The sequence below is a fragment of the Cloacibacterium caeni genome (assembly GCF_907163105.1).
Classification (GTDB): domain Bacteria; phylum Bacteroidota; class Bacteroidia; order Flavobacteriales; family Weeksellaceae; genus Cloacibacterium; species Cloacibacterium caeni_A.
On the sequence record NZ_OU015321.1, the window covers coordinates 1226876 to 1243105 of the forward strand.

Below are 16230 nucleotides of genomic sequence, written 5' to 3' on the forward strand. Positions count from 1 at the left end.
CAAGGTTTTAAAAACCTTGAAGGTTTGAGTTTTTTAAAATTCAAATATAAATCCGAAATAAGGAAGTGGCATATTTCGATCAGATTCTCCTACTTCTAACAAATAATACTGTTGATCTTGTGGAGCATTAGGATTGGCAATAATTCCGTTATCCGAAGCATCTCTTTGCAGATTTACCACTGGCAAATTGCTGGCGTTTTTAGAACCATATACATTCACTACATCCATATAAAATGTGAATTGCCATTTGCTGAAAATCCATTTTTTTTCTGCTCTGATGTCTAATTGATGCGCTACATTTCCTCTCAAAGTATTTAATTGTGCAAAATTAGAAACTGGACCATTGGCAATGTTCCAAATATTAACCAAAGCACTTCTGTTTAAATCATAAGGTGTTTCTGGCAAACCAGATTGCAATCTAAATCTTGCACCTACATTCCAATTTCTATTAAAATATTTTCCTGTAGTTAAAGAAAGAATGTGTCTAGAATCCCAACTAGAAGGCAATAAATCACCAGCAGCATTAGAAAATTTAGAATTCCCGAAAGTATAGGCTACAATTCCGTAGAAATTGTTTAAAGTTCTTTTTTGAGCTAGAATTTCAAAACCGTACGTTTCTCCGAAACCTCTAGAATCTACAGGTTCGTTTCCTACCACTCCGAAACCTCCACCTAAATTCGCTAGAGAAATTTGGTTTCTGAGTGAGAAAGGATAGTTTTTATATTTTTTATAGTAACCTTCTACGGTAATTCTTAAATTGTCTTTTCCATTAAATTCTAAACCACCCACTAAATGTGCATTTCTGATGTATTTTAAAGTATTTTCATTCACCAAAGCATCATTCAGTTTTAGTCCTAAACTCGTGTAAGCTGGAAGTTGATAGAAAATTCCTGTATTGAAATTAAACGCCCAATTTTCTGCAAATTTATAATTCAATGAAAATCTTGGAGAAAATTGTTCTAAAGGATTATTGGTTAAATTAGTATAATTGCTTGCATCTAATCTCGCGCCTAGTGAAACTTGTACTTTATTTTCTAGAAATTTCTTCGCCGTTTGTAGATACAATCCGTATTGAACAAGATTTAATTCAGAGTTAATGACATCAAAATCTACCGAATTTTGATTGACTTGTTTCACGGTAGAATCATTGGTATACTTTGCGAAATTAATATTGGTTCCTGCACTGAATTGATAATCATTCCAATTGAAATTTCTGTCAATTCTCAATTTGTTTTCGGCTTCTCTAGACTGATAATTGTACAATAAATTATCTGGAGTTTCTATATTTCTGTAATATTTAATTGCTTGGTTATCGAGCATATTTCGGCTCAAAGTAAATAACCAGTTTCCGTTTTCCACCAAATGTCTGTAACCAGCTCCAACCGTATAATTCCACTGTGGGGAATTAGGCAATTTGTCTATCAAAGTTAGATTATAAAGTGTTTTTTTAGCATCAAAATTATATTCAAATTGATCTTTTGCACCTAAACCTATGAAATACAATTCGTCACCAGATTTATATTTTTTAGACACTTTGAAAGTTGCATCATAATAACTTGGTAAAAAAGGCAAACCAATTCCTTTGAAAAGCAACTGAAGATTAGATTTTCTTACAGAAAAAAGTCCGCTCCATGATTGGTCTTTGCTTAGAGGTCCATCCATCATCAATTGTAAATCATCAAGACCTACAATCGCTTTGTACCCGAGTTTATCTTTTCTGGCTTGTTTTAAATTAAATTCAAAAAGCGAAGACAAAACACCATTTCTCTTGGCTGGAAAAGCACCGCTATAAAAATCGACATCTTTGATGAAATCTACGGTGATAATTCCTCTTGGTCCACCGCTTGCTCCTTGCGTTTGAAAGTGATTAATCACTGGAACTTCTATTCCATCGATATAAAATTTATTTTCTGCAGAACTTCCTCCACGGATAAAAAGGTCATTTCTGAAAGTTGCTGTACTTCCCACTCCTGGAAAACTTAAAATTGCTTTCGAAACATCACGGTTAGAACCTGCATTTTTTTGCACTTCTTCGCTTGTAATATTTCTAAGGGAAATTGGGGATTCTGCGGTAGTTTTGTAAACTTTTTTAGTAATCGTTACTTCTTTAATCTGAGTAGCGACTTTATTCAAGCCGATAGAAAAAGTAAGATTCTGATTAGGAACTACGTTGATATCATTCAGAAAGCCATCATCATAACCTCCTGCTGAAATTTTGAAATTATAGTTTCCTGTAGGAATTTCAGGAATTAAAATACTTCCGTTCCCAATAAAAATTTCATCTTTACCTCCTTGAATAGAAATGGTAGCCGAAAGTGGCTTTTTAGAAAATTCATCAAAAACCGAGATCGTAACACTTCCTACTTGTGCCAAAACTACGGTGGTCACTAATAAAAGTAAACTGGTAATTAATTTTTTATACATCAAAATATATTTTTTAGTAAAAATAAAACATTTGTTTAGAAAACACGATAAGAAATAGAAATGACGCTTATAGAAAGCGTCATTTCCCCTTAAAAACAACCATTATAAAAACTATGAAATTATGGAAGAATGACCTTGTCAATCACATGAATAATTCCATTAGAGCATTGTACATCCGTAGCCACAATATTAGAAACTCTATTTTTGGCATCGGTAATTTTTGAACCACCAGTTGTGGTTATGGTAAATTTTCCACCTTGGAAGGTAGTAACCATCATATTATTGGTTAAATCTGTAGAAGCTACATTAGCACCTGCAACTACGTGATATTTCAAAGTATTTTCTAAAGTAGCTTGTGGAATAGCACTCAAACCAGAAAGATTAAGTTCCGTCAACAATCCAGAAAAAGCAGTATTGGTAGGAGCAAAAACAGTGAATGGTGAATTAGCAGTTCCGCTTAGAATGCTTACAAAATTCGGCATATCATTTCTAGTTAAAGCAGCAACTAAAGTGGTGAAATTAGGATTTGCAGTAGCGTGAGTTACGATAGTTGGCAAACCAATTACTGCATCTACTTTGTGAATAACACCATTGGTTGCATCAATATCTGTTTTGGTAACGTTTGAAACGCCATTGATTTTAACACCATTAGAAGTGTTAATGTACATACTTAAGTTTCTAGAACTAGAAGCAGCACCTTTTGCTAAAGTAGAAACATAACCTGTAGTAACCTGCGCAGCTTTAACTTCAGTAGAAAGAACGTGATTTAATAAAATTTCTTTTAATGTAGCAGTTGGAACTTGTTCTAAAGAAGCAAAACCATTTGCTTGAAGAAAAGCCGTGAAAGCAGCATTAGAAGGTGCAAAAACAGTAAATGTTCCGCTAGATTGTAAAGTAGTTGCTAAACCTGCTTTATCTATTGCCGCTTTTAGATTAGAGAAATCTGCATCTTTTGCTACAATATTGTATACATTTTTGTCATAATTATCATCGTCATCAGAACAAGAAGTTAAAACAAATGTTCCTAAAAGAACAAGACCAATTTTTTTAATTAGATTTTTCATAATAATTACTTTTTGATTACAGCGCTAAATTAGTAAGTTATTTATCTAATTAATTATTTTTAGTATAGAATTTTACTATAATAGTTATTTATAAAAAACTTCCTCATAAAAAAAGGGAGTCAATGTTTTAATTTTCTGACAGTTAAGCACTCTACATTAAGAAATGTTAAATTTTCATCCAAAAAATAATGAATAAAATCAAAAAAATGATAAAATGTAAATTATGTATGAATATTCATTTTTTACATTGCGTTCCTACGGAACGCTTTTTATATGGCTATTATTTTTACACACATAACGTTCCTACGGAACGTGTACTTCATAGTTCGCTTAGCTGTGAATTGAGACGAAAAGCGACGAACAATTTCTATAACCTTGGAATTTATTCCAAGGAAAACAAATCTTCATCCACAAAATTCGGCAAAGTCACTTTCAAATTTGGTTCTGCTTCCATTGCGCGTTTTATGGCAAAGATTGCTCCTTCGTTTCTTGCCCAACTTCTTCTGGAAATTCCGTTGTTTACATCCCAAAAAAGCATTGATTTTAATCTTCTGTCTGCATCTTCGGTTCCATCTAATAGCATTCCGAAACCGCCATTAATCACTTCTCCCCAACCAACTCCACCTCCATTGTGAATAGAAACCCAAGTTGCACCTCGGAAACTATCGCCAATTACATTATGAATTGCCATATCTGCTGTAAAACGGCTTCCGTCATAAATATTAGAAGTTTCTCTGTAAGGCGAATCTGTTCCCGAAACATCATGATGATCTCTTCCCAAAACTACAGGTCCGATTTCTCCATTTTTGATAGCTTTGTTAAAGGCTTCTGCAATTTTCATTCTTCCTTCTGCATCAGCATAGAGAATTCTGGCTTGTGAACCTACTACCAAATTATTTTCTTGCGCTCCTCTAATCCAAGTAATATTGTCCTGCATTTGTTGTTGAATTTCGGAAGGAGAATTTCTCATGATATCTTCTAAAACTTCGCAAGCCAAATCGTCTGTTTTTTGTAAATCTTCAGGTTTTCCGCTGGTACACACCCAACGAAACGGCCCGAAACCATAATCGAAACACATTGGTCCCATAATGTCTTGAACGTAAGAAGGATATTTAAACTCTCTTCCCAAGCTAGGATTTTCTGACAAGACGTCTGCTCCTGCTCTTGAACATTCTAATAGAAAAGCGTTTCCATAATCGAAGAAATAAGTACCTTTTGCGGTATGTTTATTGATGGCAGCAGCGTGTTTTCTTAAAGTTTCCTGAACTTTTTCCTTGAATAATTCTGGATTTTCCGCCATCATTCGATTAGACTCTTCAAACGAAATTCCGACAGGATAATAACCTCCGGCCCAAGGATTGTGAAGCGATGTTTGGTCGCTTCCGATATCGATTTTTAAATTTTCTTGGTCAAATTTCTCCCAAACTTCCACCACATTTCCGAGATAAGCCAAAGAAACAGTTTCTTCATTTTCTTGTGCTTTTCTCACTCTAGCAACCAATTCGTCTAAATTTTCATGAATTTCATCAACCCATTTTTGTTCGTGACGAATTTTGGTAATTTTCGGGTTAACTTCTGCACAAACCGTGATGCAACCCGCTATATTTCCTGCTTTTGGTTGAGCTCCAGACATTCCACCTAAACCAGAAGTTACAAAAAGTCCACCTTTTGACGATTTTTTAATTTTTCTAAAAGCATTCAGAACCGTAATCGTAGTTCCGTGCACAATTCCTTGCGGACCGATGTACATATAACTTCCCGCCGTCATTTGTCCGTACTGAGAAACGCCCAAAGCATTAAATTTCTCCCAATCATCAGGTTTAGAATAATTAGGTATCACCATTCCGTTGGTTACCACAACTCTCGGAGCATCTTTATGACTTGGAAATAATCCCATAGGATGACCAGAATACATCACCAAAGTTTGTTCATCTGTCATTTCCGACAAATATTTCATGGTCAAAAGATATTGCGCCCAATTCTGAAAAACCGCACCATTTCCACCGTAAGTAATCAGTTCATGAGGATGTTGTGCAACTGCATAACTCAAATTATTTTGAATCATGAGCATGATAGATTTCGCCTGTAAAGAATTCCCCGGATATTCTGAAATTGGTCTTGCATACATTTCGTAATCTGGGCGAAAACGATACATATAAATTCTGCCATATTTCTCCAATTCTTCCCGAAATTCTGGCAACAATTCTGCGTGAAATTTTGGTTCAAAATAGCGCAAAGCGTTCTTTAGCGCTAACTTTTTCTCTTCTTCATTGAGAATTTCCTTACGTTTCGGAGCGTGGTTGATTTGGGTTTCGTATGGTTTTGGTTGAGGAAGTTCTGTTGGAATTCCTTGTTGTATCTGTTGTTGGAAAGTCATTTTTTATTTCTAAATTTTAGATTTTAAATTATAAATTTTAGATGTAATTATTCTAAAAATATAAGTTCTTAAAGATATTGAAATTGAAAAATAAAAACCAAATTTCTGTAAAAAAGATAGCGTTCCTACGGAACGCCACTTAAATACAATATTATTGTCTACACAGATATTGTTCCTACGGAACAAAACCTTAAAAATATTCAACGATAAAATTTCAATTTAAAATCAAAATTTATAATCTTTTATAAACCTCTTCAAAATCCACTCTCATTCTATCGCCCCAAACTCCTTTTTCATCTCTTATTCCGCATGAGACAATCATGTTCACTTCTGCACCAAAAGGTAAATTGAGGATTTTTTTCACTCTTCTGCTGTCAAAACCTTCCATCGGACAAGTATCATAACCTTCATTGCTCATCGCTAACATGAAGGTTTGCGCCGCCAAAGCACACGTTTTATGTACTACTACTTTCGCATCATTTTCTGAAACTTGATAGGTAATTGGTCTGAAAACACCAATCACATTGACTAAAATTTTTCTAAAAATTCCCAGAATTCCTAGAAATTTAGAATACAAAAACGGCATTACTTTTCCGTAATACATTTGCCAACGCTTGATTCGCTTTTCTTGTTTTTCGGGAGGCGTATTTTTCAAAACGTTTTGCGTTTCAAGTTCTGCCATTTTTTCGGCTCTTTTTCTGTGCAAATCTTGTCTCGTCACAAAAACCACCATTTGCTTTGCAGTAGTTGCTGCTTCCTGACTTAAACAAGCCACCGCCAATTTTTTTAAAATTTCTGGCTCAGTAACGTGGTAAAACTCCCACAATTGCATGTTAGAAGAATTGGGCGATAAAGTAGCCAATTCTATACAATTTTTCACCTTTTCTGCATCTATTTCTACATTTTGATAATGCCTTACAGAACGGCGGTAATGAACGATATCTTCAAAAGTTTTCATCATTTTTATTTATTTCTATCCTGCAACATCGGCACGAATTTATACGCTCCGAATTCTTCTTTTTCAAATTCTTTTTCAGAAATTTTGGTAAATCTATAGAGAATTTGTTCGTCTGTTTTTCCCATAGGAATGACCATTTTCCCTCCTATTTTGAGCTGTTTCAACAGTTCTATGGGAAGAATTTCTGCACCACAAGTCACCAAAATTTTATCAAAAGGCGCAAAAGTGGGCAAACCTAAAAATCCATCTCCAAAACTTTGAAATTTCGGACGAAGATGCATTTCACGGAGTTTTTTCTGTGCAAAATCGTGCAAATCTTTTTGTCTTTCTACGGTGTAAACAAAAGCATTCATATTGACCAAAACTGCAGTTTGATAACCGCAACCTGTACCAATTTCCAGAATTTTTTCCTTTTCCTGAACTTCTAATAATTCGGTTTGTTCGGCAACAGTAGAAGGATGCGAAATGGTTTGATTGGCCGCAATAGGAAATGCCCTGTCTTCATAAGCAAAATCCTCAAAAACACTTTCTAAAAAAAGATGACGCGGAACTTCATTCATGGCTTTTAACACATTTTCATCTGAAATTCCAATTTTTTCGCGTAGATATTCTACTAAAATTTTACGTTTTCCTTTATGTACAAATGAGTCCTGCATAAGAGTTGCGAGTTTCTAGATAAGATTTTGATTAAAACAAAACTACTACAAAATGTTGGAGTTTACAAAAACTCGTAACTCTAATCTGGTAACTCGAACCAAATTTCTTATCTTTACCAAAACAAAATTTCTATGTTAAAGGCAGGTTTAGTAGGTGCTGGTCACCTTGGAAAAATTCACTTAAGACTTCTTAATCAATCTGATAAATATGAACTCGTAGGTTTTCACGACAAAGATGTAGAAAACGGAAAAAAACTAGAAGCAGAGTTCGGATACAAATATTTTGAAAATTTTGATGATTTATTGGCGGAAATAGACATGTTAGACATTGTTACGCCTACTGTTTATCATTACGATTACGCCATGAAAGCCATAGAAAGAGGGCTTCATTTTTTTATAGAAAAACCAGTAACCCAAACGCTGAAACAAGCAGAAGAAATTCTCTATAAATGCAGAGAAAACGGTATAAAAGCACAAGTAGGTCACGTAGAAAGATACAATCCAGCGTTTATCGCTACCAAAGATTTCATCCAAAATCCTATGTTTATCGAAATTCACCGATTGGCAGAATTTAATCCGAGAGGAACTGATGTTTCGGTGGTTCTGGATTTGATGATTCACGATTTAGACATTTTACTTTCTATTGTAAAATCTAAGGTGAAAAACATTCACGCAAGTGGTGTTTGCGTGGTTTCTAAAACACCAGATATTTGCAACGCGAGAATTGAATTTGAAAATGGCTGCGTAGCGAATCTTACCACTTCTAGAATTTCGATGAAAGCGATGAGAAAATCTAGATTTTTCCAACAAGATGCTTATATTTCTGTAGATTTCTTGGAGAAAAAAGCGGAAGTCATCAGAATGAAAGAAGCGCCAGAACATCCTACCGATTTTGACATGATTATCGAAAATGCAGATGGTGAAAAATCTCAAATTTTATTTGAATATCCAAACATTCAACCGAATAATGCTATTTTAGACGAACTGAATTCTTTTGCTGATGCGATTAATGAAAACCGTGAAGTAGAAGTTTCATTAGAAGACGGAACAGAAGCGCTGAAAGTAGCTTTGGAGATTATGAAGTTGATTTCTTAAATTGGCTAAAAGCTGGAAGCTGGAAGTTTACATAAATATAAACACAAATTTTGTCATTCCGTAGAAATCTATATTAATCATGAAAATTGTTATAAACTTTTTGGCAATTATTCTCCTCTTTTTTTCATTTATTCATTGTAGTAAAAACACTGAAAAAGATGAATATGAAATTGTAAATTTAATTTTACAAAAAAATGTGACAGCTTATGGAGTAAAAATTTTTCCACCAAAAAAAATCGCTTTTGGTTCTGCAGAACATAAAAAATTTAACGATAGTCTTATTAATAGTGGTAATTTGACTTATCATATTGAGCCATTTTTTTTCAAGCTTGACACTCTTAAATATTATAACTCGAATAAAATTAAAAATATTGATGAATATGAATCCTCAATCATTTTGAATAATAAGACTGAAAAAAAAATTGATTTCAACAAAATTAAAATAGACAATTTTAAAAGAGTTGATGTAATTCCTTGTAAAGATCAATATCTTGATAATTGTGATAAATACTTCACTTTTACATTTAAAATCTCCGAAATAGTTATAAATAAAAGTAAAGCTTACGTTGAATTAAATTTTCAGTGTGGTGCAAAATGTGGAAAAGGAATAAAGTATGAATTAAAAAAAGAAAATGGAACTTGGAAAATTGATAAAGAAAATCTAATTTGGATTTCTTAATTAATTCAGATTCATACGGAAATCGAAGATTAGACGAAGTCAATGACAAACTAAACGCATAAAATTTTAATATGAAAAAACTCACCATACTTTTTCTACTCATCTCCATTTTTAATTGCGCACAAAAAGCCGAACTGAAAAAAGAAATTTCTAAAATTACCGAAGGGAAAAAAGCTACAGTTGCGGTTTCTGTTTTGGGAATAGATTTTCCATTTCAATACAACAACAATAATGCGGAGAAAAAACTTCCGATGCAAAGTGTTTTTAAATATCATATTGCTTTGGCGGTTTTGGATTTGGTAGATCAAGGCAAACTTTCTCTCGACCAAAAAGTGTTTATCAAAAAATCTGAATTGTTGCCTCAAACTTGGAGTCCAATTCGTGAGAAAAATCCGGAAGGAAATTTTGAAATGCTTATTTCTGAACTCATAGAATATACCGTTGCAATGAGCGACAATGTTGGTTGCGATGTTCTTTTACGATTGATTGGTGGACCAAAAGTAGTTCATGATTTTCTGATTTCTAAAGGTGTAAAAGACACGCAAATTGTTTATAATGAAGAGATTATGCAAAGTGAATGGAAAAACCAATACGAAAATTACACCACGATGAAATCTGCCACGAAATTGTTGAAGGATTTCTACCAAGGAAAAATTTTGTCTAAAAAATCTACAGAATTTTTGTTGGCTGTGATGTACAGAACTTCTACAGGTTTAAATAAAATTGTAGAACAATTGCCAAAATCTGCAAAAGTAGCGCACAAAACAGGTTCTTCTGGACACAATGACGAAGGTTTAATTGGCGCAGAAAACGACATTGCCATCATTACTTTACCCAACGGAAAAACCTATGCAATTGCAATTTTTGTAAGTGATTCTACCGAAAGTTATGATGTAACGTGTAAATTGATTTCGGATATTTCTAAAGTGGTTTTTGAGAATTTAGAAAAGTAGTATTTTTAGAAAACAATTTTAACCGCAAGTTTGTCATTCCGAAGGAATCTAAATTCATTTAAAAATTTATGTATTTTGTAATAGTAATAATTCTTCTGATTTTTATTTTTCAAATTTTTAAAAAAAGTAGATTTTTGAAAATAAGAAATTCTTCAACGAAAACAAGCGCTAAAATTATTGAATTTAGAAAAGAAAAAATTCAAAGTTTGAGAAACGATTACACAAAAATTTATTATCCATATATTTCAATAAATAACGAAACTGAATTACATAGACTATCAAATGCAAATAGTTGGATAAAGGAATATAAGATTAATGAAACAATTGAAGTTTTTAATTATGGAGATAAATGGATTGATTGGAACACCTATAACAAAGGACTTTATAAATTAATTCCTCATTTTTAGGTTAGATTCCTACGGAATGACAGACTAAACGCATAAAATTAAATATTGAATTTTAAATAAACATATGAAGAACATCGTTGTAATCGGAGCTGGAACCATGGGAAACGGAATTGCCCATACTTTTGCTCAAACTGGTTTTAAAGTAAATTTGGTAGATGTAAAACAAGAGAATTTAGATAGAGCACTTTCTATTATTTCAAAAAATCTTGACAGAATTATTGCCAAAGGAAACCTTACCGAAGAACAAAAAGCAGAAACTCTTGGAAACATTACTACTTTCACAGCGCTTTCTGATGCTTGCGGAAACGCAGATTTAATCGTAGAAGCAGCAACAGAAAACCAAGATTTGAAGTTGAAAATTTTCAAGCAAATGGATGAATTGGCGCCAGAAAATTGTATTCTCGCCACCAATACTTCATCTATTTCTATCACTAAAATTGCTTCGGCTACAAAACGCCCAGAAAAAGTAATCGGAATGCACTTTATGAATCCAGTTCCGATTATGAAATTGGTAGAAATCATTAAAGGCTACTCTACTTCTAAAGAAACTTTTGATGCCATTTTTGAAATGTCTAAAACTTTAGGAAAAGTTCCTGTAGAAGTGAATGATTATCCAGGTTTTGTGGCGAATAGAATTCTTATGCCAATGATTAACGAAGCGATTGAAACACTTTACAACGGAGTTGCTGGTGTAGAAGAAATTGACACCGTAATGAAATTGGGAATGGCTCATCCAATGGGACCGCTTCAGTTGGCAGATTTCATAGGATTAGACGTTTGTTTGGCGATTCTCAATGTTATGTATGATGGTTTCAAAAACCCGAAATACGCTCCAAATCCATTATTAGTGAATATGGTAATGGCTGGAAAAATGGGTGTAAAATCAGGTGAAGGCTTTTACGATTATTCAGAATCTAAAAAAGCAGAAAAAGTAGCGAAAATGTTTGCGAAATAAACCTCAACCTAAATCCTTCTCCTAAAGGAGAAGGACTTTATTATGCGAAACCGAACTCAAGAACAGTATTTAAAAATCTCAGTATTCGTCATTACTTTGGTGATGATTGTTTTGCGTTTTTTGCTCAACGAAAAAGGAAGAGTCACGCCAGATTCTATCCGTTTTATGAGACAGGCTCACGTTTTTCCAGAAATCGACAATACTACTGCTCCATTGCTTTATCCTTTATTCATAAAGGTTTTCACTGTGTTTACAGATGAATTTTGGTCAAGTAAAATTGTGGGAATATTGTGTTACCTTTTCATGGTGTTTTTCGCTTGGAAAAAGAAATTTTATTGGCGAGAAAGTCTTTTAGTTGGGGCTTTATTCTCTATGATTTCCTTGTTTGCAGCTACGCTTAGCGAAACATTATTCTTGCCCTTTTTATTCGTATTTTTCTATGTGGCAAGAAATGTTTTATTGGAGAAATATTCTAAAATTCTGAGCGTTTTCTTATTGAGTCTATCCGTTATTTTGCTGTTTAACATTCGTTATAGCGGTTTATTTTTCACGGGTGGATTATTTGCTTTTGGAGTGTTGAATTACAAGAAAAGTTTTGCGAAAATCTACATCATTTCGAGTATTATTGGACTTATTTATGTTGCCGGTTATAAATTCTTCTTTATTGATGTTTTTAACCAAAATTACGTCAATAAATTTCTAGAAATTGGCTTAAAACCCACTTCATTGCTCGTAAAAGAGTTCTTTTTAGCCATAGGAACGAGTTTCAATCCTTTTATTCATATTCTCAATCCTAATGGTGGAATTCTCAATGTAGGAATTCTAGGAATTGGCTTTTTGAATATTGCATTTTTTATCTTTATTTTCATTAAAAATAAACTTTCGGCAACTGAAAAGATGATGGTTTTCTTATCGGTTTTTGGAATCATTTGTTCGTTTTTCATTCAGTATTTTTATCAGACAGATCCTTTAGATTATCGTTTATTGGCGCCGTTTACTTTCGGAATATGGCTGGTTTATTTCAAAAAACTTCATCAAATTTTCGGAAAATTGGTTTTTGCCATCGCTTTTTTAAGTTTAATGACAGGTTTTGTGTTCAGTTGGCTTTCCAGAGGTAATTATCTGGAAAACAGAAAACAAATGAAGGAATTTTTGGTTAAAGAAAATCTTTTGGACAGTAAAATTTACTATTACCGCCCCATTAAAGATGAAAATTTCAGTAGCTCTAAAATTTCTGAAATAATCAGCACGATAAACCCAAGAGTTTACATCACCGAAAAACCTGAAGATTCTTTGAAAAAAGAAGTTTTAACAAAATTTAAGATAGAATCTAAAGTGAAAATGAACAAAAATAAATTTCAATAAATAAATTTCATTAACTTTGTACTTAAGAAATTAAAATTCTAAAAATATGAAACTCCCTAAATTTTTAATGGCAGATAATTCTGAATTTCCAGAAGATTTATTTGTAGTACACACAGAATACCCAAGATTCATCCTAAACGTAGAAGAAGAAGAGGTAGAATGGTTAGATGATCTAGAAGGTGACGACGAAGAAACCATCGCTAACGAAGCTACTCAAGTAGTAGAACAAGCATTCAAATGGTGCGACGAAGAGTTAGCTAAGTATGATGACGAAGAAGATGAAGACTAAATCATAAAAAAATCCTCGAAGTAATTTCGAGGATTCTTTTTTTATTGTTTCTTAAATTTCAATAGCAATAAATTATCTTTATAAAGTTCTAAATAACCTTCATTGACTACATATTTATTCACTTGTTCTAACACTGTGAAATAACTTTGCTCAGTCATCATATTATCACAAGCCATTTTAGTAGCTCCGATATTTCCCACATCAAAAGTTCCAGTTGAAGCGGTAATCACCACATCAGAAAAATAGTTATTACAACCTCCGTTTCCTGTAATTCTCTTTCCTTCTATCACTAAAGTAGGTGCTTTCGCTCCTGAAAAATTATTATCTACCAAAGTCCATTTTGTATTGGCTACAGATTCTTGTTTAGAACCAATTTTAGAAATTGTAGCACATGAAATCACAGTTGTAGAAATCACAAGTGCCCAAAATATTTTTTTCATATGAAGATATTTATTATTCAAATGTAAGAAAAAAGTCGAGATTTTTATTCTCATCTCGACTTAAATTTTTACTAAATTATCTTAATTCTGCGCTGAATTCTTTTTGGAAATTCTTAATCAGCGAGTTCATTACTTCTGTAATTTCTTTGTCTTCTAAGGTTTTTTCCTCGTTTAACAATTCGAAACTCATCGCGTAAGATTTCTTGCCTACTGGTAAGTTTTTGCCTTCGTAAACATCAAATAGATTGATATTTTTCAAAAATTTAGATTTATTTTTTCTTGCCGAAGCATATAAATCTGCATAAGAAACATCTTTATCTACCAATAGCGCTAAATCTCTTCTGATTTTATTGAATTTCGGAATATCTACGAATTTGAAATTATCTATTTTTCTAAGCGCTTGACAAGTTTCTAACTCTATTTCTGCATAGAAGCAATCTTGGTCTATATCAAAGTCTTTTAACAGTTTAGGAGACACTTTTCCTAGTCTGGCAATGGTTTTTCCGTTTGCTGTAATTTCTAAAGCATCACCGAATCTTTCATCTTCTAAAGATTTTTCTTCTGTAACTAGATTTAATCTATCAAGAAGTACTTTTACATAAGCTTTTAACATGTAAAAATCAGAGGCAGATTTTGGCATCAACCAGTTTTCTGCATACGTTCTACCCGTTGTAAGCAATGCTAATTGTTTTCTTTCTTCATACTTTTTTTCCCTTTGGTCAAGATACGCTTCGCTTGATTCGAATTTGTGATAAATTTTACCCAATTCAAAGAATTTGATGTCTGGATTTTTACGGTTGATATTGTAAACTGCATTTCCTAAAAGCCCTTCTAATAAAGATTTTCTCATAAAAGCTAAATCTCCACTCAAAGGATTTAAAAGTCTTACAGCGTTAGTTTCATCTTTTACGCTGGTTAATGAATTGTTCATCACTTCATTAAAACCATTGCTCTGAAGCGTTCTTGCCCAAGAATTTTCTAATTCATCTTGGTCATTTACACTTAGTTTTACTGGAGTAAATGCTATTTTTTGAGGCGCATCTACTTTATTATAGCCGTAAATTCTCAGAATTTCTTCTATTACGTCTATTTCTCTGGTCACATCTGCTCTGTAAGCCGGAACCGACAATTCTAAACCGTCTGGAATATCATTAAGAACAGAAATTTCTAGAGATTTTAAAATTTCTTTTACTTTCTCTCTGTGAATTTTAATTCCTAAAATTTTATCAAGTTGAGAATATCTAAAAATAACTTTAGTGTCTTCTATTTTTTTAGGATAAAATTCTAAAAGATTTCCTACTTTTTTACCACCTGCAATTTCTTCAATCATTTTGATGGCATGAGTAATCGTAGTTCTGGTATTGTTAGGGTCTACTCCACGTTCGAAACGGAAAGAAGCATCAGTATTTAAACCATGAGCTTTAGCCGCTTTTCTAATCGCGACTGGATTGAAGTAAGCAGACTCTAAGAAAATTGTGGTAGTAGATTCAGAAACGCCACTGTCATTTCCTCCGAAAACCCCACCAATACACATTGGCTTGTTGTTTCCGTCTTTAATCATGATTTCTGAACCATTAAGCGTTCTTTCTACTCCATCAAGAGTTACAAACTTAGTTCCTGCATCATTTACGCCTACTTTTACTTTTTTACCAGCAATTTTATCTGCATCAAAAGCATGAAGTGGTTGACCAAAACCATGTAAAATATAATTGGTAATGTCTACTACATTATTAATTGGCGAAAGACCGATGGCTTTTAATCTGTCTTTCAACCATTCTGGAGATTCTGAAATTTTTACATTTTCGATTACAGCACCAATATATCTTGGGCATAATGCTTCATCTTCTACTTCTAATTCAAAACCATGTTCTCCTTCTGTATTCACTAAAGCTGTAGAAACTTTCTCGAATTCAGATTTTAAACCATTGGTTGAAAGAAAAGCATGTAAATCTCTTGCAACACCATAGTGAGACATTGCGTCTGTTCTGTTTGGTGTTAAGCCGATTTCGTAAACCTCATCATTGGTTAAATTAAAATATTTTGCAAAAGGTTCTCCTACTTGGTAGATTTCTTCGTCTAGAACCATAATTCCGCCGTGATCGTCTGAAAGTCCTAACTCATCTTCTGCACAAATCATTCCTTGAGATTTTTCTCCACGAATTTTTACTTCTTTCATTTCGAAAGCACTGCCGTCTTTAGCATAAATTTTAGTACCAATTACAGCAACAGGAACGGTTTGACCAGCAGCAACATTAGGAGCGCCACAAACAATTTCTAAAATTTGGCCACCACCAATATCTACAGTAGTTTTTTTGAGTTTATCTGCATTAGGATGTTGTTCGCAAGTCAAAACTTTACCTACTACGATTCCTTCTAAACTGCCTTTTACAGATTCAAATTGTTCTATTCCTTCTACTTCAAGACCAATATCGGTAAGAAAAGCACCAATTTTATCTGTTGCTAAATCTGTTTTGATAAAGTCTTTTAACCAATTGTTTGAGATTTTCATTTTTTAAAAAGATTTGAGATTTGAGATTTGAGATTTGAGATATCAAAAAACAAATAACT

At 33.1% G+C, this 16230-nt stretch carries 14 protein-coding genes; 7 read left to right on the forward strand and 7 right to left on the reverse strand.

What is annotated here, in order from left to right:
* Positions 1-33: 33 nt before the first annotated feature.
* The 5 genes from KKQ76_RS05670 to KKQ76_RS05690 all read right to left on the reverse strand — a co-directional run bounded on the left by KKQ76_RS05670 (position 34) and on the right by KKQ76_RS05690 (position 7479).
* Entirely contained in the window at positions 34-2424 is a 2391-nt protein-coding gene (locus KKQ76_RS05670) for a TonB-dependent receptor (RefSeq protein WP_213196207.1), read from the reverse strand.
* A gap of 119 nt (positions 2425-2543) precedes the next feature.
* Positions 2544-3488, reverse strand: coding sequence for a fasciclin domain-containing protein (locus KKQ76_RS05675; RefSeq protein WP_213196208.1), 945 nt, complete (start codon positions 3486-3488; stop codon positions 2544-2546).
* A gap of 382 nt (positions 3489-3870) precedes the next feature.
* Complete coding sequence (locus tag KKQ76_RS05680; protein ID WP_213196209.1) at positions 3871-5865, reverse strand: urocanate hydratase; 1995 nt, start codon at positions 5863-5865, stop codon at positions 3871-3873.
* 232 nt (positions 5866-6097) lie between these two features.
* Positions 6098-6826: a nitroreductase family protein gene (locus KKQ76_RS05685; protein WP_246501349.1), complete on the reverse strand. Its 729-nt coding sequence runs from the start codon at positions 6824-6826 to the stop codon at positions 6098-6100.
* Between the two features lie 2 nt (positions 6827-6828).
* Complete coding sequence (locus KKQ76_RS05690) at positions 6829-7479, reverse strand: protein-L-isoaspartate(D-aspartate) O-methyltransferase (RefSeq protein WP_213196210.1); 651 nt, start codon at positions 7477-7479, stop codon at positions 6829-6831.
* Between the two features lie 132 nt (positions 7480-7611).
* Here KKQ76_RS05690 and KKQ76_RS05695 point away from each other — a divergent pair, with 132 nt between their 5' ends.
* From KKQ76_RS05695 to KKQ76_RS05725, 7 genes are all read left to right on the forward strand, one after another.
* On the forward strand, positions 7612-8574 hold the full coding sequence (locus KKQ76_RS05695; RefSeq protein WP_213196211.1) for a Gfo/Idh/MocA family protein: 963 nt from the start codon (positions 7612-7614) through the stop codon (positions 8572-8574).
* A gap of 79 nt (positions 8575-8653) precedes the next feature.
* Complete coding sequence (locus KKQ76_RS05700; RefSeq protein WP_246501350.1) at positions 8654-9253, forward strand: hypothetical protein; 600 nt, start codon at positions 8654-8656, stop codon at positions 9251-9253.
* A 71-nt stretch (positions 9254-9324) separates the two neighbouring features.
* Complete coding sequence (bla, locus tag KKQ76_RS05705; protein ID WP_213196212.1) at positions 9325-10206, forward strand: class A beta-lactamase, subclass A2; 882 nt, start codon at positions 9325-9327, stop codon at positions 10204-10206.
* 134 nt (positions 10207-10340) lie between these two features.
* Entirely contained in the window at positions 10341-10613 is a 273-nt protein-coding gene (locus KKQ76_RS05710; protein ID WP_213196213.1) for a hypothetical protein, read from the forward strand.
* A gap of 64 nt (positions 10614-10677) precedes the next feature.
* Positions 10678-11568, forward strand: a complete 891-nt coding sequence (locus KKQ76_RS05715; RefSeq protein ID WP_213196214.1) for a 3-hydroxybutyryl-CoA dehydrogenase — start codon at positions 10678-10680, stop codon at positions 11566-11568.
* Positions 11569-11610: 42 nt separating this feature from the next.
* Entirely contained in the window at positions 11611-12933 is a 1323-nt protein-coding gene (locus KKQ76_RS05720; protein ID WP_213196215.1) for a hypothetical protein, read from the forward strand.
* Between the two features lie 46 nt (positions 12934-12979).
* On the forward strand, positions 12980-13222 hold the full coding sequence (locus KKQ76_RS05725) for a hypothetical protein (RefSeq protein ID WP_069796870.1): 243 nt from the start codon (positions 12980-12982) through the stop codon (positions 13220-13222).
* A 41-nt stretch (positions 13223-13263) separates the two neighbouring features.
* On the opposite strand, the gene KKQ76_RS05730 is transcribed toward KKQ76_RS05725, so the two are convergent.
* Positions 13264-13662 carry an META domain-containing protein gene (locus KKQ76_RS05730; protein WP_213196216.1) on the reverse strand — a complete coding sequence of 133 codons (399 nt, stop codon included), beginning with the start codon at positions 13660-13662 and terminating at the stop codon, positions 13264-13266.
* Between the two features lie 76 nt (positions 13663-13738).
* A complete protein-coding gene (gene pheT / locus KKQ76_RS05735) occupies positions 13739-16171 on the reverse strand; it encodes a phenylalanine--tRNA ligase subunit beta (RefSeq protein ID WP_213196217.1) in 2433 nt (810 codons plus the stop codon).
* Positions 16172-16230: the final 59 nt, after the last annotated feature.

What these genes read in the sequence shown, in the direction of transcription:
- KKQ76_RS05670 (WP_213196207.1), bottom strand. Translation starts at nt 2,424, where the DNA reads ATGTATAAAAAATTAATTACCAGTTTACTTTTATTAGTGACCACCGTA.
- KKQ76_RS05675 (WP_213196208.1), bottom strand. Translation starts at nt 3,488, where the DNA reads ATGAAAAATCTAATTAAAAAAATTGGTCTTGTTCTTTTAGGAACATTT.
- KKQ76_RS05680 (WP_213196209.1), bottom strand. Translation starts at nt 5,865, where the DNA reads ATGACTTTCCAACAACAGATACAACAAGGAATTCCAACAGAACTTCCT.
- KKQ76_RS05685 (WP_246501349.1), bottom strand. Translation starts at nt 6,826, where the DNA reads ATGATGAAAACTTTTGAAGATATCGTTCATTACCGCCGTTCTGTAAGG.
- KKQ76_RS05690 (WP_213196210.1), bottom strand. Translation starts at nt 7,479, where the DNA reads ATGCAGGACTCATTTGTACATAAAGGAAAACGTAAAATTTTAGTAGAA.
- KKQ76_RS05695 (WP_213196211.1), top strand. Translation starts at nt 7,612, where the DNA reads ATGTTAAAGGCAGGTTTAGTAGGTGCTGGTCACCTTGGAAAAATTCAC.
- KKQ76_RS05700 (WP_246501350.1), top strand. Translation starts at nt 8,654, where the DNA reads ATGAAAATTGTTATAAACTTTTTGGCAATTATTCTCCTCTTTTTTTCA.
- bla (WP_213196212.1), top strand. Translation starts at nt 9,325, where the DNA reads ATGAAAAAACTCACCATACTTTTTCTACTCATCTCCATTTTTAATTGC.
- KKQ76_RS05715 (WP_213196214.1), top strand. Translation starts at nt 10,678, where the DNA reads ATGAAGAACATCGTTGTAATCGGAGCTGGAACCATGGGAAACGGAATT.
- KKQ76_RS05720 (WP_213196215.1), top strand. Translation starts at nt 11,611, where the DNA reads ATGCGAAACCGAACTCAAGAACAGTATTTAAAAATCTCAGTATTCGTC.
- KKQ76_RS05725 (WP_069796870.1), top strand. Translation starts at nt 12,980, where the DNA reads ATGAAACTCCCTAAATTTTTAATGGCAGATAATTCTGAATTTCCAGAA.
- KKQ76_RS05730 (WP_213196216.1), bottom strand. Translation starts at nt 13,662, where the DNA reads ATGAAAAAAATATTTTGGGCACTTGTGATTTCTACAACTGTGATTTCA.
- pheT (WP_213196217.1), bottom strand. Translation starts at nt 16,171, where the DNA reads ATGAAAATCTCAAACAATTGGTTAAAAGACTTTATCAAAACAGATTTA.